The sequence below is a fragment of the Bordetella petrii genome (assembly GCF_017356245.1).
GTDB lineage: Bacteria > Pseudomonadota > Gammaproteobacteria > Burkholderiales > Burkholderiaceae_B > Bordetella_A > Bordetella_A petrii_D.
Map to the genome: position 1 here is coordinate 2,341,512 of NZ_JAFMZZ010000001.1, position 18,223 is coordinate 2,359,734.

19 protein-coding genes are annotated in these 18,223 nt (G+C 70.0%); 13 read left to right on the forward strand and 6 right to left on the reverse strand.

Features of this window, described 5'->3' with window-relative positions:
- Positions 1-11 precede the first annotated feature (11 nt).
- On the forward strand, positions 12-1,643 hold the full coding sequence (locus tag J2P76_RS11295) for an AMP-binding protein (RefSeq protein WP_242697353.1): 1,632 nt from the start codon (positions 12-14) through the stop codon (positions 1,641-1,643).
- A 2-nt stretch (positions 1,644-1,645) separates the two neighbouring features.
- On the forward strand, positions 1,646-2,389 hold the full coding sequence (locus J2P76_RS11300) for a GntR family transcriptional regulator (protein ID WP_207407351.1): 744 nt from the start codon (positions 1,646-1,648) through the stop codon (positions 2,387-2,389).
- On the opposite strand, the gene J2P76_RS11305 is transcribed toward J2P76_RS11300, so the two are convergent.
- Complete coding sequence (locus tag J2P76_RS11305; protein WP_207407353.1) at positions 2,390-3,265, reverse strand: tRNA threonylcarbamoyladenosine dehydratase; 876 nt, start codon at positions 3,263-3,265, stop codon at positions 2,390-2,392. It lies immediately after the preceding gene.
- Positions 3,266-3,610: 345 nt separating this feature from the next.
- Here J2P76_RS11305 and J2P76_RS11310 point away from each other — a divergent pair, with 345 nt between their 5' ends.
- From J2P76_RS11310 to J2P76_RS11340, 7 genes are all read left to right on the forward strand, one after another.
- Positions 3,611-4,744 carry an MFS transporter gene (locus J2P76_RS11310; protein ID WP_242697541.1) on the forward strand — a complete coding sequence of 378 codons (1,134 nt, stop codon included), beginning with the start codon at positions 3,611-3,613 and terminating at the stop codon, positions 4,742-4,744.
- Between the two features lie 26 nt (positions 4,745-4,770).
- Entirely contained in the window at positions 4,771-5,382 is a 612-nt protein-coding gene (locus J2P76_RS11315; protein WP_207409181.1) for a gamma-glutamylcyclotransferase, read from the forward strand.
- A gap of 69 nt (positions 5,383-5,451) precedes the next feature.
- On the forward strand, positions 5,452-6,084 hold the full coding sequence (pdxH, locus tag J2P76_RS11320) for a pyridoxamine 5'-phosphate oxidase (protein WP_207407357.1): 633 nt from the start codon (positions 5,452-5,454) through the stop codon (positions 6,082-6,084).
- A gap of 22 nt (positions 6,085-6,106) precedes the next feature.
- On the forward strand, positions 6,107-6,619 hold the full coding sequence (locus J2P76_RS11325; protein ID WP_207407359.1) for a flavin reductase family protein: 513 nt from the start codon (positions 6,107-6,109) through the stop codon (positions 6,617-6,619).
- Between the two features lie 10 nt (positions 6,620-6,629).
- Positions 6,630-7,739 (forward strand): NAD(P)/FAD-dependent oxidoreductase, encoded by a 1,110-nt coding sequence (locus J2P76_RS11330; protein ID WP_207407360.1) that lies wholly within the window; start codon positions 6,630-6,632, stop codon positions 7,737-7,739.
- Positions 7,740-7,765: 26 nt separating this feature from the next.
- Complete coding sequence (gene purU / locus J2P76_RS11335; RefSeq protein ID WP_207409182.1) at positions 7,766-8,620, forward strand: formyltetrahydrofolate deformylase; 855 nt, start codon at positions 7,766-7,768, stop codon at positions 8,618-8,620.
- A 9-nt stretch (positions 8,621-8,629) separates the two neighbouring features.
- Complete coding sequence (locus J2P76_RS11340) at positions 8,630-9,238, forward strand: LysE family translocator (protein WP_207407370.1); 609 nt, start codon at positions 8,630-8,632, stop codon at positions 9,236-9,238.
- A 14-nt stretch (positions 9,239-9,252) separates the two neighbouring features.
- On the opposite strand, the gene J2P76_RS11345 is transcribed toward J2P76_RS11340, so the two are convergent.
- The 3 genes from J2P76_RS11345 to J2P76_RS11355 all read right to left on the reverse strand — a co-directional run bounded on the left by J2P76_RS11345 (position 9,253) and on the right by J2P76_RS11355 (position 12,102).
- Positions 9,253-10,002, reverse strand: coding sequence for a class I SAM-dependent methyltransferase (locus J2P76_RS11345; protein ID WP_207407372.1), 750 nt, complete (start codon positions 10,000-10,002; stop codon positions 9,253-9,255).
- Positions 10,003-10,016: 14 nt separating this feature from the next.
- A complete protein-coding gene (locus tag J2P76_RS11350; protein WP_207407374.1) occupies positions 10,017-10,745 on the reverse strand; it encodes a class I SAM-dependent methyltransferase in 729 nt (242 codons plus the stop codon).
- A 142-nt stretch (positions 10,746-10,887) separates the two neighbouring features.
- Entirely contained in the window at positions 10,888-12,102 is a 1,215-nt protein-coding gene (locus J2P76_RS11355; RefSeq protein WP_347565304.1) for an MFS transporter, read from the reverse strand.
- 252 nt (positions 12,103-12,354) lie between these two features.
- Here J2P76_RS11355 and J2P76_RS11360 point away from each other — a divergent pair, with 252 nt between their 5' ends.
- Positions 12,355-12,834 carry a VOC family protein gene (locus tag J2P76_RS11360; RefSeq protein ID WP_207407377.1) on the forward strand — a complete coding sequence of 160 codons (480 nt, stop codon included), beginning with the start codon at positions 12,355-12,357 and terminating at the stop codon, positions 12,832-12,834.
- A 42-nt stretch (positions 12,835-12,876) separates the two neighbouring features.
- Positions 12,877-13,434, forward strand: coding sequence for a DapH/DapD/GlmU-related protein (locus J2P76_RS11365; RefSeq protein ID WP_207407379.1), 558 nt, complete (start codon positions 12,877-12,879; stop codon positions 13,432-13,434).
- A 4-nt stretch (positions 13,435-13,438) separates the two neighbouring features.
- Here the strand turns inward: J2P76_RS11365 and J2P76_RS11370 are convergent, their stop codons facing one another.
- Complete coding sequence (locus tag J2P76_RS11370; RefSeq protein WP_207407381.1) at positions 13,439-14,152, reverse strand: DUF2242 domain-containing protein; 714 nt, start codon at positions 14,150-14,152, stop codon at positions 13,439-13,441.
- Between the two features lie 354 nt (positions 14,153-14,506).
- Between J2P76_RS11370 and J2P76_RS11375 the strand changes: the two genes are divergently transcribed.
- Entirely contained in the window at positions 14,507-15,421 is a 915-nt protein-coding gene (locus J2P76_RS11375; protein WP_207409183.1) for a PhzF family phenazine biosynthesis protein, read from the forward strand.
- On the opposite strand, the gene J2P76_RS11380 is transcribed toward J2P76_RS11375, so the two are convergent.
- Positions 15,384-16,334: a LysR family transcriptional regulator gene (locus tag J2P76_RS11380; RefSeq protein ID WP_207407383.1), complete on the reverse strand. Its 951-nt coding sequence runs from the start codon at positions 16,332-16,334 to the stop codon at positions 15,384-15,386. The two genes, J2P76_RS11375 and J2P76_RS11380, sit on opposite strands and share 38 nt — an antisense overlap.
- Positions 16,335-16,453: 119 nt before the next feature.
- Between J2P76_RS11380 and J2P76_RS11385 the strand changes: the two genes are divergently transcribed.
- Positions 16,454-18,148: an acyl-CoA dehydrogenase family protein gene (locus J2P76_RS11385; RefSeq protein WP_207407392.1), complete on the forward strand. Its 1,695-nt coding sequence runs from the start codon at positions 16,454-16,456 to the stop codon at positions 18,146-18,148.
- The last annotated feature ends 75 nt before the right edge of the window (positions 18,149-18,223 follow it).

Genomic DNA, 18,223 nt, shown 5'->3' on the forward strand with positions numbered 1-18,223 from the left:
TAACCACAACAATGTCCGTCCCCACAACATCCGCCGAAACCGGCGCGCCCACCTTCGCCGCCCGCCTGGATGCGCTGGCCCGCCGGCAGCCCGATGCCACGGCCCTGGTCGACCGCGGCCAGCCCTGGTCGGCGGCCGCGCTGCGCGATGCCGCCGGCCGCCTGGCCGCCGCGCTGGCGCAGGCCGGCGTGGGCCCAGGCAGCCGGGTGGCCTTGTGGCTGCCCAATTGCGCCGAATGGATCGTGGCCTTCCTGGCCTGCGCCCGCCTGGGCGCCGTGGCGCTGGCCGTGAACACGCGCTTTCGCGCGACCGAGGTAGCCGACATCCTGGGCCGCGGGCGCGCGCAATGGCTGGTGTACTGGCCCGGCTTCAAGGGCATCGACTTCGCCGCGATTCTGGACGACGTGCCCGACGACGCGCTGCAGGCGCTGCGCGGCGCCGTCGCGCTGGATGACGCAGCGGGCGGCGCGCCGGCCCGGCTGCGGGGCCGCCCGGTGCTGCCGTGGCGGCAGTTGCTGGCCAGTGCCGCCCCCGCTGTCGCCGCCGCGCCGGCCGATGCCGGCGTGCTGTGCTTCACCACATCGGGCACCACATCGCTGCCCAAGTTCGTTCTGCACGACCAGGGCACGCTGCTGCGCCACGGCGATGCCATCGCGCAGGCCTACGGCTACGGCGACGGCGCCTGCGTGCTGGCCGCGGCGCCCTTCTGCGGGGCGTTCGGCTTTGCCATGCTGGTGGGCGCCCTGGCGGCCGGCGTACCGCTGGTGTGCGAGCCGGTCTACGACACCGCGCGCACGGCGCAGGCCATCCGCCGGCATCGCATCACGCATGCGTTTGCCAACAACGAAGCGCTGGCGCAGCTGTTCCAGGCCGGCCAGCCGGGCGACTTCGCCTCGCTGCGCCTGTGCGGCTTCGCCAGCTTCGCCCCCGCGCTCGACAACCTGCTGCAGCTGGCCGACGCGCACGGCGTGCCGCTGACGGGGCTGTACGGTTCCAGCGAACTGGTCGCCCTGGTGGCGGCCCAGCCGCTCGATGCCGCGCAGGGCGACGTCTCGGTGCGCTACCTGGCCGGCGGCCTGCTGATCTACCCCCAGGCGCGCGTGCGCGCCTGCGACCCGCAAACCGGCGCCGTGCTGGCGCACGGGCAATCGGGCGAACTGCAGATCCAGTCGCCCAGCCTGATGCGCGGCTACCTGGACAACCCCGCGGCCACGCAGGCCGCGCTGACGCCCGACGGCTATTTCAAGACCGGCGATCTGGGCTACACGCTGGGGCCGCGCCAGTTCGTGTTCCAGGCGCGCCTGGGCGATTCGCTGCGCCTGGCGGGCTTTCTGGTGAACCCGGCCGAAATCGAGCGCCTGGTGGAATCGCTGCCTGGCGTGCGCGCCTGCCAGGTGGTGGGCGCGGTGCGCCAGGGCAAGACCGTGCCCTATGCCTTCGTGCTGCTGCACGACGGCGCCCGGCCCGACCCGGCCGGCTGGCAAGCCGCCTGCCGGCGCGCGCTGGCGGGTTTCAAGGTGCCGGCGGGCTTCCAGGTGCTGCAGGCGTTTCCGGCAGTGGAAAGCGCCAACTCGGTCAAGATCCAGAAGCACAGGCTGCGCGACATGGCCACCGCCCTGCTGGCGGAACCGGACGGCCGCTGACCATGCCCGCCGCCAAGCTCTATGCGCGCAGCCCCCAGCCGCTTTACCTGCAGATCGCCGCGGTGTTCCGCAGCAACATCCACAGCCGCCACTGGCGGCCCGGCCAGCAGATCCCGCCCCTGGAAGCGCTGGTCGAACAATACGGCGTGGCGCGCTCCACCGTGCGCCAGGCGTTCGGGCTGCTGGAAAACGAAGGCCTGATCCGCCGCGCGCGCGGCTCGGGCACTTTTGTGAACGAAGCCCTGCCGCACACCCCCACCCTGCTGATCCCCAAGAACTGGGAAGAAACCGTGGCCCTGAGCAACCAGCTGGGCACGGTATCGCTGATGGAATCGAGCGCCGACACGGCGCTGCCCGACAACCTGGGCATGCCCTGCGACCAGGCGCGCGACGGCCGCTTCCAGTATCTGCGCCGCGTGCACACCACAGACGCGGGGCCGTTCTGCTACAGCGAGGTCTACCTGGACAGCGGCCTGTTCCGCAGGCACCGCTCGCGCATCCGCAGCAGCACCGTGGCGCCCGTGCTCGACCAGTTCTACGGCAGCCGCATCACGCAGGCGCGCCAGGTGCTGCACGTGATCGAGGCCGGACGCGAATCGGCCGAAGCGCTGCACATTCCCGTGTCGGCGCCGGTGGCCGAACTGCGCCGCTATGCCTGCATCGGCGGCCGCGTCGTTTATTTTGCGCGGCTGGAATTCCCGTTCCAGAAGATCCGCATGGAATTCGATCTGCTGCCCGCCCGCTGATCAGGCGCCCGGCCGAAGCGCCAGGCGCACCGCCTCGTTGGCCACCGCCAGCCCCATGGCGGCCGTTACCATCACCACCGAGCCATAGCCGGCGCACGACAGCCCCTGCGGGGCGGCGGCCTGCACCGCCGCGCCCAGGTCGTCGCCGGCCTCGGCGGCGCGCGCCCAGGCGGCCGGCAGGATGGCCGGCTGGTCGAACCACAGCGCCCGCACCCCCATGCGCGGCACCCGCTTGAGCGGCTTGCCGCGCGCGTCGCTAGCCTTGGGAAAGCCGTGCTGCCGGCGCAGGATATTGCGCAGCTTGGCCAGCAAGGCATCGTTCTGCGCCTGCGACAGGTCGCCGGCCCGCAGGGCCAGCGGGTCGGTCTTGCCGCCGGCGCCGCCGCACAGCAGCAGCGGAATGCCGCGCTGGCGCGCGTGCAGCACCATGGCGATCTTGGCCGCGGCCTGGTCGGTGCAATCGGCCAGCGCGGTGTAATAGCCCGGCAGCACCTGCTGGATGTTGCCGGGCTCGACAAAATCGTCCACCCGGGTCAGCGCGCACTCGGGGTTGATGGCCAGGATGCGCTGCGCCATGGCGTCCACCTTGGACTGGCCCAGGGTGGGCGTCAGGGCGTGCACCTGGCGGTTGATATTGGACTCGGCGATGTTGTCCAGGTCGATCAGGGTCAGGGCCCCCACGCCGCAGCGCGCCAGCGCTTCGGCCGCCCACGAGCCCACTCCGCCCAGCCCGGCCACCGCCACGTGGGCCTCGCGCAGGCGCGCCGGCGCATCGGGGCCGTACAGGCGCGCCAGGCCGCCAAAGCGGCGTTCGGCGTCGATCTCGCACAGCGCGCCGGCCTCGGCGGGGGATTGGGGGACGGGTGGAATGGACATGGCGCGTATTTTCCCACGATGCCGGAACCGGCGCCGCGCCGGCTGTGCCGTTGCAAGAACGACACAGGTGAATCATTGATCCAACATTTATTTTTTCGCCCAGCCACGCCGGCATCTGCGGCGATCTGCCATGTAACTGACCGCAGTCGCCTGCCAACGGGGCGGGTACGCCATGGACAGGCTGGCCGGTCCGCCCATGCCGCCGGGCGGCACATTCGCTCGACACTGCTGAAAGTTAGGGCCAGAATGGCTGAAGTTAACGCCGTGTCCGCCCCACCTTCTTCCCCCTCGCCCCCTGCTCCCGCGGCGGAATTTTCCGGCGCGGGGCTGCTGTGCGTGGTCGCCATGCTGAACCACGTGGCCCTGACCGGCGGGCGCATCACCGTTTCCCTGACCGCCCTGCAACTGGGCCTGTCCACCTTCGTGGTGGGCGGCCTGGTGGCGGTTTTCGCCGTCATTCCCATGCTGATGTCGGTGCGGGCCGGCCAATGGATCGACCGCGTCGGCGTGCGGCGTCCCGTCACGCTGGGCAACGCGCTGGTGGTCACGGGCACCGTACTGCCGTTTGCCTTCCAGACGCAGTGGGCCCTGCTGGTGGCGGCCTGCTGCATCGGGGTCGGCTTCATGCTGCACCAGGTGTGCACCCAGGACGTGCTGGGCCACGCCGAACCCCAGCGCCGGCTGCGCAATTTCTCGTGGCTGTCGCTGGCCATGGCCGGGTCGGGCTTCAGCGGCCCGCTGATCGCCGGACTGGCCATCGACCACCTGGGCTCGCGCCTGGCTTTCGGCATCCTGGCGCTGGGGCCGCTGGTGGCGCTGGCCGGGCTGCGGCGGCTGCAGCCGGCCCTGCGCGCCGTGGACAACAGCGTCGAGCCCGGGGCGCGCCAGGCGCAGCGCCGCCCGGTGGCCGAATTGCTCAAGCTGCCGCCGCTGCGGCGCATCCTGATGGTCAACACCATCCTGTCGGGCGCGTGGGACACCCATTTGTTCGTGGTGCCCCTGTTCGGGGTGGCCATCGGCCTGTCCGCCACCACTATCGGCAGCATACTGGCCGCCTTCGCGCTGGGAACTTTCCTTATCCGCCTGGCATTGCCCTTTATTCAGACGCGGGTGCGTTCCTGGACGCTGGTGCGCACGGCCATGGGGATCACCGCGGTGGATTTCCTGGTTTATCCGCTGTTCGCCGAAGTTGCCACCCTGATCGGGCTGTCTTTCATACTGGGGCTGGCGCTGGGCTGCTGCCAGCCCAGCATTCTTTCGCTGCTGCACCAGCACACCCCGCATGGGCGCGCCGCCGAGGCGGTCGGCCTGCGCATGGCCTTCATCAACGCCTCGCAGGTCTCGCTGCCGTTGACCTTCGGCGCGCTGGGTGCGGTAATTGGCATCGCCCCCCTGTTCTGGGCCTACGCCCTGGCGCTCAGCGCCGGCGGCTGGGCCAATCGCCACCCCCCGCAAGACATCGAGACCCCCGCGCCGTGAATCCGCAGCCATCCGCCATTCCCGCCATGCCCTTCCGCCTGTGGACGCCCGAAGAACGGCGCGCCTCGCTGGACGACGCCCTGAAACACTGGCGCCAGGGCGACGATGTCTGGGTCTACGGCTATGGCTCGCTGATCTGGCGGCCCGATTTTGAATACCGGGAACGCCGCCTGGCCACGCTGCGCGGCCACCACCGCGCCCTGTGCCTGTGGTCGCGGGTCAACCGCGGCACGCCGGAATGCCCGGGGCTGGTGTTCGGGCTGGACCGCGGCGGCTCGTGCCGGGGCGTGGTGTACCGGCTGGCCGGCCAGGCCGTGCCCGACCATTTCCCGGCGCTGTGGGAACGCGAAATGTCCACTGGCGCCTACCTGCCGCGCTGGATCAACTGCGCCACCGACGACGGGCCGGTGCGCGCCCTGGTATTCGTGATGAACCGCGACAACCCGGCGTACATCCGCGCCCTGCCCGAGGCCGAGCTGCTGGCCATCGTGCGCCGCGCCTCGGGCCGCTACGGGCGCTGCACCGAATACGTCATGCAGACCGCGCACGCGCTGCGCGCCGCCGGCATCCACGACGCCCGGCTCGACCGCATCGCCCGGCGCCTGGAAGAGCAGGCCGACCCGCTGCCCGACAATTAGGGTTATCCGCGATGGCGGTAAACTCGTAGCTCACCCGCCTTCCACCCAGCCCCGGCATTCCACGCATTCATGTCTGTATCCGATCTGCGCCAAAGCTACGAAAAAAGCACCCTGCTCGAAGAATCGGCGGCCATCTCGCCATTCGACCAGTTCAGCCAATGGTTCGACCAGGCGCTGGCGGCCCGGGTGCCCGAACCCAATGCCATGACGCTGGCCACGGTAGACGCCAGCGGCCAGCCGGCGGCCCGCATCGTGCTCATCAAGGGCTACGACGCGCGCGGCTTCGTGTTCTACACCAACTACGAATCGCGCAAGGGGCACGACCTGCTGGCCAATCCGCGCGCCGCGCTGCTGTTCTTCTGGCAGCCGCTCGAACGCCAGGTGCGCATCGAAGGCCGCGTCGAACACGTCTCGGCCGAAGAGTCCGACGCCTACTATCACAGCCGCCCGCTGGGCTCGCGCATCGGCGCCTGGGCCTCGCGGCAAAGCCAGCCGGTCACCCGCGCCGAACTCGAGGCGCGCGAACAGGAAACCCGCGCCCGCTACGGCGAGCAGCCGCCGCGCCCGCCGCACTGGGGCGGCTACCGGGTGGTGCCGACGCTGTTCGAGTTCTGGCAGGGCCGCCCGTCGCGCCTGCACGACCGCCTGCGCTACCTGCCCGACGGCCAGGGCGGCTGGGCCATCGACCGGCTCTCGCCTTAAGGCCCCGTCCGTCTGGTCCTGCATGTCCAATACCGCTCCCGATTTCGACGCACGCTTTTTCCGCACGGCACTGGGCCGCTTCGCCACCGGCGTCACCGTGGTCACCACGGCCGCGCCCGACGGCGCGCCCATCGGCCTGACGGTCAGCTCGTTCAATTCCGTGTCGCTCGACCCGCCGCTGGTGCTGTGGAGCCTGTCACGCGGCTCGGCCTCGCTCGACATCTTCGAACACTGCGAGCGCTATGTGGTCAACGTGCTGTCGGCCGGCCAGGCCGCGCTGGCGCGCCGCTTTGCGCTGGGCCACACGCGCGAGCGCTTCAACGGCCTGCCGCGCGCGCAGGCGCCGGGCGGCACCCCCATGCTCGACGCGCACTGCGCGGCATGGTTCGAGTGCCGCAACCGCAGCCGCTATGCCGAAGGCGACCACATCATCATGGTGGGCGAGGTGGAACGCTGCGGCCACAGCGCCGAAGCGCCCCTGGTCTTCCACGCCGGCGGGTTCGACCTGACGCCCGCCCACAAGCATTCCGAATGATTCCATCCCCATGAGCACTGATATCGACTGCATCGTCGTCGGCGCCGGCGTGGTCGGCCTGGCCGTGGCGCGCGCGCTGGCGCTGGCCGGCCGCGAAGTGCTGGTGGCCGAAGCCGCCGAAGCCATCGGCACCGGCACCAGCTCGCGCAATTCCGAAGTCATCCACGCCGGCATCTATTACCCCGCCGGCAGCCTGAAGGCGCGCCTGTGCGTGCGCGGCAAGCAGCTGCTGTACGGCTACTGCGCCGAACGCGGCATTGCCCACCAGCGGCTGGGCAAGCTGATCGTCGCCACCACCGACGCCGAAGCCGCCCAGCTCGACGGCATCGCCGCGCGCGCCCGCGCCAACGGCGTGGACGACATGCGCCGCCTGGACGCCGGCCAGGCCCGCGCGCTGGAGCCCGCGCTGCAATGCACGGCCGCGCTGCTGTCGCCGTCCACCGGCATCGTCGACAGCCATGGCCTGATGCTGGCCTACCAGGGCGACGCCGAGAACGCCGGCGCGCAATGCGTGTTCCATACGCCCATGCTGGCCGCGCAGGTGCGGCCCCAAGGCGGTTTCGACGTGCAGTTCGGCGGCGACGAAGCCATGAACCTGTCGTGCAATGTGCTGGTCAACGCCTCGGGCATCCACGCGCCCACCCTGGCGCGCCGCATCCAGGGCCTGCCGGCGGCCAGCATCCCGGCCGAATACCTGTGCAAGGGCAGCTATTTCACGCTGGCGGGCCGGGCGCCTTTCTCGCACCTGATCTACCCGGTGCCGCAGCATGCCGGCCTGGGCGTGCACCTGACGCTGGACCTGGGCGGACAGGCCAAGTTCGGCCCCGATACCGAATGGATCCCCGCCGAAGACTACGCGCTGGACCCGGCCCGGGCCGAGGTGTTCTATGATGCGGTGCGTACCTACTGGCCCGGCCTGCCCGACGGCGCGCTGGCGCCGGGCTACACCGGCATCCGCCCCAAGATTTCCGGCCCGCGCGAACCGGCGGCCGATTTCGCCATCGCCGGCCCGGCGGCGCATGGGGTGGCCGGCCTGGTCAACCTGTTCGGCATCGAATCCCCCGGCCTGACCGCCAGCCTGGCCATTGCCGAAGAAGCCCTGGCGCGCCTGGCGCCCTAGCGCCGTACCGATTTTTCTTGCACATCATGCAGCACAACGACTACATCCTGACCCTGTCCTGCCCCGACCGCACCGGCATCGTCTACCGCGTCAGCGGCCTGCTGTTCGAGCTGGGCTGCAACATTCTCGATTCGCAGCAGTTCGGCGACGACGAAACCGGCCGCTTTTTCCTGCGCGTGCACTTCAACCTGCCCGCGGCGGTGGCCGAGGCCGCCCTGCGCGAACAGTTCGGCACGCTGGCCGGCGCCTACGGCATGGACTGGCAGATTCACGACGCGCACCGCAAGGCGCGCCTGCTGATCATGGTCAGCAAGCAGGGGCACTGCCTGAACGACCTGCTGTTCCGCGTGCAAAGCGGCCAGCTGCGCGCCGAGATCGCCGCCATCGTCTCGAACCACAACGACTACGCCGGCCTGGCGGCCTCGTACGGCATCCCGTTCCACCACCTGCCGGTCAGCGCCGACACCAAGGCCGAACAGGAAAAGCAGGTGCTGGCGCTGGTGGAAAGCCAGCAGATCGACCTGGTGGTGCTGGCGCGCTACATGCAGATCCTGTCGCCCGAAATGTGCGTGGCGCTGACGGGCCGCGCCATCAACATCCACCACAGCTTCCTGCCCAGCTTCAAGGGCGCCCGCCCCTATCACCAGGCCCATACGCGCGGCGTGAAAATCATCGGCGCCACGGCGCACTACGTGACATCCGACCTGGATGAAGGCCCGATCATCGAGCAGGACATCGAGCGTGTCGACCACACCATGACCGCCCAAGACCTGACCCAGGTCGGCAGCGACGTCGAATCGCTGGTGCTGGCGCGCGCGGTGCGCAGCCACGTCGAGCACCGCATCCTGCTCAACCGCAACAAGACCGTGGTGTTCCGGTAAGCCACTGACATGACCCTGCACACCTGGCTGCTCTATCTGGTTGCCGTCACCGGCCTGTCGCTGACGCCCGGCCCCAACACCCTGCTGGCCCTGACGCACGGCGCGCTGCATGGCCACCGCAAGGCGCTGTGCACCATCGCCGGCGGCACGCTGGGCTTCAGCCTGGTGATCGGCCTGTCGATGCTGGGCATCAGCGCGCTGTTGGCGGCCTGGTCGCCGGCGCTGATCCTGCTGAAATGGGTGGGCGGGGCCTACCTGGTGTACCTGGGCATCCAGCTGTGGCGCGCGCCCGCGGTGCAGCTGCAGGCCAGCCCCGCCATGCCGGCCGCGCGGCCCGCGCGCCTGTTCGGCCAGGGCCTGCTGTCGGCGGTTTCCAACCCCAAGGCCCTGCTGTTCTTCGGCGCCTTCCTGCCGCAGTTCATCGACCCGGCGCGCAGCCTGGCCGTCCAGTTCGCCGTCATGGCGGCCACCTTCGCGGCCATGGAATTCATCGTCGAATACGGCCTGGCGCGCGGCGCGCACCGGGTGCGGCCATTTCTGGAACGCGCCGGCAAGCGCTTCAACAAGACCTGCGGCGGGCTGTTCGCGGCCATGGGGCTGGCGCTGCCCACCACCTGAAGCCGCCGCGGCGATCAAGCCGCGGGTTTGGTGCCGACCAGCACCGGCTGATAGAAAACGCCATCGAGCCGTTTCACGTCCGTGAAACCGGCCTTCCGCATCAGCTCACACAGCCGGGCGGCCGAGATGGCGTAATAGCGCGAGCGCATTACCTGGGTGGCGGCCCGGCCTGTCGCCAGATCTTCTTCAACAAGGAAGAAAGACAGGTCGTAGTGTTCGCCATCGAAATCCCAGACCTGGAACGGCACATAACGCTTGCCGCCTTCGACCCGCGGCGCGTAGTGCCTGAGCAGGTTTTTCCCGCGTTCTTCCTGCTCATAGTCTCGGACGGTGATCAGGCATCCCCCGCCGGGGCGCAGGCATGCCGCGAACTGCCGGAACGCCAGCAGCAGGTCATCGTCGGTGGTCAGGTGGGGCACCGAGTTGTCGCACGAAATCACGAGATCGTGCCCGCCGCCGTGCGCGTCATGCGCCGCCCGCATGTCGCACACCTGGAAGCGTATGGCCAGTCCGCGCTGGTCCGCCTCGCGGCGGGCGCGCTCGATCTCTTTTGCCGAGAGATCCGACCCGGCAACCGAATAACCGCGCGCCGCCAGCGCCAGGGCCTGGGTTCCGATGCCGCAGGAGACGTCCAGCACCGTGCGGCGCCCGGGCCACTGTTGCTGGATCACCTGGTCGAGCTGTTCGCCTTGCCTCTGGATGGAATGGTCCCAATCGGGAAAGACCAGGTGATACCGCGAAGCAAGGCTGTCGTAGAAATCCATGCCGGTCTCTTCATCTACGTGGACGCAGACACCATCAGCATCATGGGGCGCTCCAGTTCTTCTTTCAATTGCGGCATCTGCCGGACCTGCTCGGCGCTGGGAGCGAACTCCTCGACCCTGCGGATGTGGAAACCCGCGTCGATCAGCGTGTTCAGAGTCGTGCCCAGGGTTCTGTGGAATTTCAGGACACCCTTGGTGTACCAGTCCGTGCGGCGCTCGCCTTCAATGGCATATTGATTGACCGGCCAGGTCTGGCGGCCCTGTCCGTCACTGATCCAGCGCGGCTGCGCCGCCGCCATGAAGACCGGATGCTCGATGGTGAAGACGAGCCGGCCGCCGCGAGCCAGCGCCTGGTGAATTACACGAGCCAGGCGCCCGAAATCCCGGACATAGTGGAAGGCCAGCGAGCTATAGGCCAAGTCGAATGCCTCCGCGGGCAGCTGCAGCGTGTCGAGATCGGCGATGCGGTACTCGATCGCCGCATCCGCGGTGTCGGCCCGGGCCCGCGCGATCATGTTCCGCGACAAGTCCAGGCCCAGCACCGAGGCGGCGCCCTGCTCGCGAAACCAGCGCGAGGCCCAGCCGAAGCCGCAACCCAGATCGACGATGCGCCGGCCGCCCGGATCGGGCAGCAGCGCGCGAATCGCCGGCCATTCAGGCGCGCCATCCAGCCCGCGCACCTGCCGGGGCAACTGGCTGTAGCCGGCAAAGAAATCAGGGTGATCGTAGATATTCTGCGCCATGGCGGCCGGTACTATCGAGGCAGACAAATGAAAAGTCTACTCGATGGCCGGCCGGCGCCATGCAGGCTGCCCTGCGGCCCGGGTGCCTTGAACGCGGCCATGCCGCGCAGCTGCCGCCATAGCCGCGGCGGGGACAGACGGACTATGCGGGCGGCTCGCGGGCCGCGGACGCCTGGGCCTGGAAACGGCGCCGCTGGATGATCAGCAGCAGGCCGAACAGCAGCGCCGGGATGGAAATCAGGACGAAGGCAATGCGGTAGCTGTCGAGCAGCGAGGCCATGGCGCCGAAGGCCGGCGGGCCCAGCACCACGCCCAGGAACGTGCAGGTCAGCGCGCCGCCGGTGGCCAGGCCGGTCTTGCCGGCCGGCGCCTGACGCGCCACTTCGGCCAGGTACACGCCGTTCCAGCCCACGCCGGCCGCGCCCAGCACGATCAGCGCCAGGGCCACGACAGGCACCGGCGTGCCTGCCGGCAGCAGCGCCAGCGTGACCGAGCCCAGGGCCATCAGCAGCGCCAGCAGGGCCAGCGTTGCGACCGCCCCCAGGTAGCGGTCGGCGCACCAGCCCCATATCAGGCGCCCCACCACGCCGGCCACCTGGCCCACCGACAGCATCACGCCCGCCATCACCAGCGTGTAGGCCAGGCTGTCGTGCAGATAGGTGACCACATACGCGCTGAACGACCACTGCACCGCCGAGAAACACAGCGACGCGCCCGCCAGCATCGCCAGCGAGCGGCGCGAGAAGATCAAGGCCAGCGGCGTGCGCAAGTCGCCCAGGCCGGCGCGCCGCTCCGGCTTGCGGTCGGCATCCAGCTGGGCGCGCACCAGCTGCGCCAGCGCCGCGCAGGCCAGGCAGGCCAGCGCGGTGGCCAGCAGCGTGCCGCGCCAGCCGATGGCGATTTCCATCTTGGGCGCCAGCAGCCCCGCCAGCACGCCGCCCAGCGGCACGCCGGTCTGCTTGACCGAGAAAACGAAAGACATGCGGTGGGCCGGCGTGGTCCGGATCAGCAAGTGCGAACTGGCCGGCGTGATGGGCCCGTAGCCCAGCCCCAGCAGCACCGCGCCCACGGCCAGCAGCGGCACCTGCCCGGACAGGCTGCACAACAGGCCCAGCGCGCACAGCGCCAGCCCCCACTGGCTGGCCCGGATGGCCCCCAGCCGCGCCACCCAGCCGCCGGCCATCAGGCTGCCGGCCATGGCCCCCACATACATCAGCGCGACGTATACGCCGATCAGTTCCGCGCCGACGCCGGCCGAGGCGCTGAGCACCGGCGCCAGCACCGGCACCACCAGGGCCGCGGCCGCGACCAGCGATTGCACTGCCAGGGTGATGGCGAGCGTTCCTGCCCCGGACACTTTCACGCCGGCACCCGCCGGCCGCCAGACGCTTCGATCGTCAGGGTCATACAGCAATTTTCCTCAAGTTGGTCCAGCGCCTGCGCCCCATCATAAACCGGCGCCGCCGCCGGGATCGGCCGTGACGCCGGCCACGAACGCGGGCACAACAAATTCCGGCCCCTGCCGGCCTGCCGATGCGTTAACGTCAAGGGTGCAAGCACCGTTCGCGCGACTGCGCTGGCAGCGCGCTGGCCTTTAAAGGAGACCCTCATGGTCAGCAAGAACACGATCTGCCTCTGGTACGACAACGACGCCCTGGATGCCGCCCAGTTCTACGCCCGGACCTTCCCCGACAGCGCCGTGGGCAGGGTTCTGCGCGCGCCCGGCGACTATCCCTCGGGCAAGCAGGGCAACGTACTGACGGTGCAATTCACCGTGGCCGGCATTCCCTGCCTGGGCCTGAACGGCGGCCCGGCCTTCAAGCACAACGAGGCCTTCTCGTTCCAGATCGCCACCGACGACCAGGCCGAAACCGACCGCCTGTGGCATGCCATCGTCGACAACGGCGGCCAGGAAAGCGCCTGCGGCTGGTGCAAAGACAAATGGGGCCTGTCGTGGCAGATCACGCCGCGGGCCCTGACCGACGCCATTGCCGACCCCGACCCCGCCGCCGCCAAGCGCGCCTTCGATGCGATGATGGAAATGACCAAGATCGACATCGCCGCCATCGAGGCGGCGCGCCGTGGGTGACCCGGCCGTGCCGCAACGCCCGGCCGCGTGCGAAGGGCCGGCATGACCAAAGCAGACCGTACCCTCGTCATTCCGCGCGGGACGCCCGAATCGGCCGCCATGCTGGCCAGGGTCAAGCGGGCGATGGCGATCACCGCCAGGCTCAACCGCCTGACATTCAACGAGGCCGACGAAGTGCGGGCCCTGTTCAGCGAACTGACGGGCCGGCCGGTGGACGACAGCGTCTTGCTGATTCCGCCGTTCTACACCGCCAACGGCGTGGATATCCGCGTCGGCCGGAATGTTTTCATCAACCAGAACTGCACGTTTTATGACCTGGGCGGGCTCGACATCGCCGACGAAGTGATGATCGGGCCGAACGTCAGCCTGCTGACCACGGGCCACCCCATCGAACCCGCGCAACGGCGCGACGGCGTGGTCGCCAGGCCCATCGCCATCGAAAAAAACGTCTGGATCGGCGCCGGCGCAATCATTATCGGCGGCGTCGCGGTGGGTGAAAACTCGGTGGTCGGCGCGGGCGCCGTCGTCACCAGAGACGTGCCGCGCAATACGTTTGTCGGCGGCAATCCGGCCAGGGTGATACGCCCGATCGGCGAATAGATAATCAGCGCGGCGTGGCGGGCGTGGCCGGCGCTGCAGGCGTGGCGGCCGGCGCCGCCGGCTGGCGCGCCGGGGCTTGCGGCGCCGCCGGCGGCGCGCCCGGCGCGCCCGACCCCGGCTTGGCCGCGGCGCCGTTCGCCTTGCGCGGATTCTGCCCCGGCGTGGTGCCCGAATTGATAGCGGCCCGGGCCGACGCCAGGTTGCGCTCGACCTGTTCGAAGAACCCTTCATAAAACGCGCCGCGCGATATGGTTTCGCTGGACGTCTTGACCAGCGAATCGTCGCTGGCCCCCACCGGCATGGACACCGCGCCCAGCACGCTCAGGCCCACGCTGGCCGAATTGCTGGACTTCTTCATGGTGTACAGCTCGCGCAGCGCGCTGACATACACAACGGCGTTGCCGTCGCCGCTGGGCGCGCAATCCACGTTGAACAGGATCTGCGCGTGCTGGTCGTCGTTTTCGTGGTCCTGGTAGTTCTTGTGCCCGCTGACCCGGTTGGGTTCGGCCTTGTCGATGATGTACCCCTGGCCCAGCAGCGACCGCCGCCCGGCCTCGCAGGCCACCTCGCTGGAACCGGCGAAACTGCGGGTATACGTGTTCCCCTGTGTGAAGGAATCGCGTTCATCGATGGTCGGCGCGGCCTTGCAGGCGGCCAGCAGCAAGGCCACCGCCAACAGGCCGGCGCGCTTGGCGGGCCGTGAATACGGAACAGGCATGAGTCGGATAAGCGTAAGCGCAGGGAACGTACCCCTGGGCAATCGTCTGGCAATGGCAACAACCCATTATTTCGAAACGCCGCCCCCCGGCCTGAATCCAGGCGTGTAAAGGTCGCTATGTTTGTTACCGCGCCGGCCCCGCGCAGGCCGCGCCACGCGCCGCGCCCAGGGGCGAACCGCCGGCCGCGCGGCGGCGGCCGGCCATGCGGCCCTGAAATAACCATGCAAACAACGGAACACCCTGGAACCGTGCCGCGCCGCGCTGTTATGGCGTGAAACCAACAATTCTGTGCCTGTCGCGCCCTGCCCCATGCGCCTATAGTGCCTGCTTCATCCAGCATGGGACACGCCCAGATGCGCTACCGCTACGTTACCGCCGATGTCTTCACCAGCCAGGCCTATTGCGGCAACCCGCTGGCCGTCGTGCTCGACGCCCAGGGCCTGGACAGCGCGCAGATGCAGCGCATCGCCCGCGAGTTCAACTATTCCGAAACCAGCTTCGTGCTGCCGCCCCACGACCCGGCGCATACCGCCCAGGTCAGGATCTTCACCCCCGACCGCGAAGTGCCGTTCGCGGGGCATCCGAACATCGGCACCGCCGTCGTGCTGGCGCGCGAGCTGGCGCTGGCGGGCGCGCCGGCGCCGGACAGGTTCGTGTTCGAAGAAGCGGCGGGCCTGGTGCGCATTGCGCTGGCCGCGGGCGCCCGGGGCATCGAGGGCGCCGAGCTGCTGGCGCCCGAGCCGCTGTCGCGCGGCGAACAGGCGCCGGCGCAGGCCGTGGCGCGGGCGCTGAAGCTGGACGAGGCCGACATCCAGCTGTCCGAGCACGCCCCCCAGGTGGTGTCGGTGGGGCTCGCCTTCCTGGTCGTCCAATTGGCCAGCCGCGATGCGCTGCGCCGCGCGGCGCCGGATGCCGGCGGCTACGCCGCCCTGATGCCGCGGCTGGGCGCGAAATCCATCTACGCCTACACCACCGACACCGGCACGGACCAGATCGACAGCCCCACCGACCTGCAGGCCCGCATGTTCACCGGCCGCATGACCGAAGACCCCGCCACCGGCAGCGCCACCGCCGCGGCCACCGCGCTGCGGGCCGCGCTGCGCGGCAACGGCATGCTGCACCTGCGCGTAGGCCAGGGCGTGGACATGGGCCGCCCCAGCCTGTTGCTGGCGCACGCCGAGCCGCGCGCCGACGGCGTCCGGGCGGGCGTGGCGGGCCAGGCCGTGGTGGTCATGGAAGGCTCGCTGGCGGCGCCGCCGATGCCATAGCGCGCATCCGGCCGCCGCCCTGCTCCCGCCCCGCGTACTGCGCTCGCACCAGTTCCACCGCCGTGCGCAGCAGCGGCGAATCCGTGTCGCGCGGCCAGATCGCCTGGCTGACCGAGCGCGCCTGGTGGTCGAAGGCGATGAAGCGGGTGCCCGCCAGGCCGCTGCGCGCCAGGCAGGCCGGCACGATGGACACGCCCAGCCCCTGCGACACCAGCGCCGCCACGCTCAGCCAGTGCCGCACTTCATGGCGAATGGCCGGATGGAAACCCGCCGTCACGCACAATGACAGCACCGTCTCGTGATAGCTGGGCGACGCCGCGCGCGCGAACAGAATGAAGTCCTCGTCCGCCAGCGCCTGCAGCGATACCCGCCGGCGCCGCGCCAGGCGGTGCGTGTCGGGCACGCACAGCACGAACGGCTCTGCCACCAGGTCCAGCGTCTGCACCTCTTCAGGGGCCGGGTTGGCGTGAATGAAGCCCAGGTCCTGCTCGCCGCGGCGCACCGCCTCGATCTGGTCGTGGGAATTCAGCTCGGTCAGCACATGTTCGACATCGGGCAGCGCCGTGCGCATCGCGGCCAGCAGGTCCGGCAGCCCGCGATACAGCATCGAGCCCACGAAACCGATGCGCAGCCGGCCGCGCAGCCCGGCGTCGACACGCTGCACCAGGGTGCCGATGGCTTCCGACTGGCGCAGCAGCGCCTGGGCTTCGCGGTACAGCACGCGGCCCGCCTCGGTCAGCGCCACGTGCCGGCTGGTGCGTTCCAGCAGGCGCACGCCCAGCGTGGCTTCCAGCTGGCGGATGGCATAGCTGAGCGGCGGCTGCGACAGGTGCAGCCGGGCCGCGGCGCGGCTGAAATGGCGTTCTTCAGCCACCGCGATGAAATACCGCAACAGGCGGGGTTCCAGGTCCATGGCGTGCCTCGGGTGCATTGCAATCTATATTTTCTATGTATTGTTCTACACAAAAACAGTATTTGTATAGATAAATGGCCTGCGCGACCATGCACTTTCCTGCTATCCGAGCGCCCGCCATGTCCACCCCCCATTCCGCCGCCCCCGCCACCGACGTCCCGGATTCGCGCGGCCTGAACCTGTTCAGCGCCGACCCGTACGCCGCCGGGCTGTGCGCCCTGTACCTGCCGCCCGCCCTGCACGCCCATCTGCTGCCGCACCTGGATCGCCTGGGCGCGCTGGCCGGCGGCCACATCGACGCGCTGGCCGCGGTCGCCGACCAGAACCCGCCCACCCTGTCGGTGCGCAACCGCAGCGGGCAGGACGAATCGCGCGTGCACAAGCACCCCGCCTATGTCGAGCTCGAGCGGCTGGCCTATAGCGAATTCGGCCTGGCCGCGCTGTCGCACCGCGGCGGCGTGCTGGGCTGGCCCGAGCCCATGCCGCCGGCGGCCAAATACGCGCTCAGCCACCTGTTCGTGCAGGGCGAGTTCGGCCTGTGCTGCCCGGTCAGCATGACCGACTCGCTGGCCCGCACGCTGCGCAAGTTCGGCGATCCGGCCCTGGTCGAACGCGTGCTGCCGCAGGTCACTTCGCAAGATTTCGACGAACTGCGCCAGGGCGCCATGTTCATGACCGAACAGGGCGCCGGCTCGGACGTCAGCGCCACCGCCACCCGCGCCGAGCCGCATGCCGACGGCAGCTGGCGGCTGCACGGCGACAAATGGTTCTGCTCCAATCCCGACGCCGGCTTCGCCATGGTGCTGGCGCGCAGCGAACCGGCCGACGGCCTGAAGGGCGTGTCGCTGTTCCTGCTGCCGCGCGACCTGCCCGACGGCACGCACAACGCCTACCGCATCCTGCGCCTGAAGAACAAACTGGGCACGCGCTCGATGGCCAGCGGCGAAATCCGCCTGGAAGGCGCGCTGGCCTGGCTGGTGGGCGAACGCGGCCAGGGCTTCAAGCAGATGGCCGACATGATCAACAACTCGCGGCTGTCCAACGGCATGCGCGCCGCCGGCCTGATGCGCCGCGCCGTCACCGAGGCCACCTATTTCGCGCAGCATCGCCGCGCCTTCGGCAAGCGCCTGATCGACATGCCGCTGATGCGCCGCCAGCTGGCCAAGATGACCGTGTGGGCCGAGCAGGCGCGCAGCGTCATGTTCCAGACGGCGGTGGCGCTGGCCAACGCCGAACAAAATGCCGACGCCGCCGCGCTGGCCCGCATCCTGACGCCGCTGATCAAGTTCCGCGCCTGCCGCGACGCGCGCAAGGTCACCGGCGACGGCATGGAAGTGCGCGGCGGCTGCGGCTACATCGAAGAGTTCGTCGAAGCCCGGCTGGTGCGCGACGCGCACCTGGGGTCGATCTGGGAAGGCACCAGCAATATCGTGGCGCTGGACGTCCTGCGCGCCATCCAGAAAACCGACGCCCTGCCCGCGCTGCGCCGGCACATCGACACCCTGCTGCAAGAAGGCGCGCCCTGCGCACCCGCGCTGGCCGACAACCAGGCGCGGGCGCTCGACGGCGCCTTTGCGCTGGCCGGCCACGCCGCCCTGCACGACCGCCCCGACCTGGCCCGCCAGGCCGCATCGGCGCTGTACCACGCGCTGTCGCTGGCGGCGCTGCGCATGGAAGCGCGCGCGCCCGGCCTGGCCGCCCGCGGCGTACTGGCCGACCAGGTGCTGCTGCACCGCCTGGCGCCGCGCGACCCCTGCGCCATTCCCGCCGACGAAGACGCCGCCTGCCGCGCCATGCTGGCCCACGCCCTGTAACCCGCCGGCCGGCCGCGGCCGGCCGTTTCTACAACAGCGCCATCCGACCCGCCCAGCGGGCGAGAGCGCGCCCAT

Bases quoted from the DNA above. Each gene is read 5' to 3' on its own strand.
- purU (WP_207409182.1), top strand. From the start codon at position 7,766: ATGCAGCACAACGACTACATCCTGACCCTGTCCTGCCCCGACCGCACC.
- pdxH (WP_207407357.1), top strand. From the start codon at position 5,452: ATGTCTGTATCCGATCTGCGCCAAAGCTACGAAAAAAGCACCCTGCTC.
- J2P76_RS11380 (WP_207407383.1), bottom strand. From the start codon at position 16,334: ATGGACCTGGAACCCCGCCTGTTGCGGTATTTCATCGCGGTGGCTGAA.
- J2P76_RS11385 (WP_207407392.1), top strand. From the start codon at position 16,454: ATGTCCACCCCCCATTCCGCCGCCCCCGCCACCGACGTCCCGGATTCG.
- J2P76_RS11360 (WP_207407377.1), top strand. From the start codon at position 12,355: ATGGTCAGCAAGAACACGATCTGCCTCTGGTACGACAACGACGCCCTG.
- J2P76_RS11370 (WP_207407381.1), bottom strand. From the start codon at position 14,152: ATGCCTGTTCCGTATTCACGGCCCGCCAAGCGCGCCGGCCTGTTGGCG.
- J2P76_RS11365 (WP_207407379.1), top strand. From the start codon at position 12,877: ATGACCAAAGCAGACCGTACCCTCGTCATTCCGCGCGGGACGCCCGAA.
- J2P76_RS11330 (WP_207407360.1), top strand. From the start codon at position 6,630: ATGAGCACTGATATCGACTGCATCGTCGTCGGCGCCGGCGTGGTCGGC.
- J2P76_RS11295 (WP_242697353.1), top strand. From the start codon at position 12: ATGTCCGTCCCCACAACATCCGCCGAAACCGGCGCGCCCACCTTCGCC.
- J2P76_RS11340 (WP_207407370.1), top strand. From the start codon at position 8,630: ATGACCCTGCACACCTGGCTGCTCTATCTGGTTGCCGTCACCGGCCTG.
- J2P76_RS11375 (WP_207409183.1), top strand. From the start codon at position 14,507: ATGCGCTACCGCTACGTTACCGCCGATGTCTTCACCAGCCAGGCCTAT.
- J2P76_RS11305 (WP_207407353.1), bottom strand. From the start codon at position 3,265: ATGTCCATTCCACCCGTCCCCCAATCCCCCGCCGAGGCCGGCGCGCTG.
- J2P76_RS11345 (WP_207407372.1), bottom strand. From the start codon at position 10,002: ATGGATTTCTACGACAGCCTTGCTTCGCGGTATCACCTGGTCTTTCCC.
- J2P76_RS11300 (WP_207407351.1), top strand. From the start codon at position 1,646: ATGCCCGCCGCCAAGCTCTATGCGCGCAGCCCCCAGCCGCTTTACCTG.
- J2P76_RS11325 (WP_207407359.1), top strand. From the start codon at position 6,107: ATGTCCAATACCGCTCCCGATTTCGACGCACGCTTTTTCCGCACGGCA.
- J2P76_RS11310 (WP_242697541.1), top strand. From the start codon at position 3,611: ATGCTGAACCACGTGGCCCTGACCGGCGGGCGCATCACCGTTTCCCTG.
- J2P76_RS11350 (WP_207407374.1), bottom strand. From the start codon at position 10,745: ATGGCGCAGAATATCTACGATCACCCTGATTTCTTTGCCGGCTACAGC.
- J2P76_RS11315 (WP_207409181.1), top strand. From the start codon at position 4,771: ATGCCCTTCCGCCTGTGGACGCCCGAAGAACGGCGCGCCTCGCTGGAC.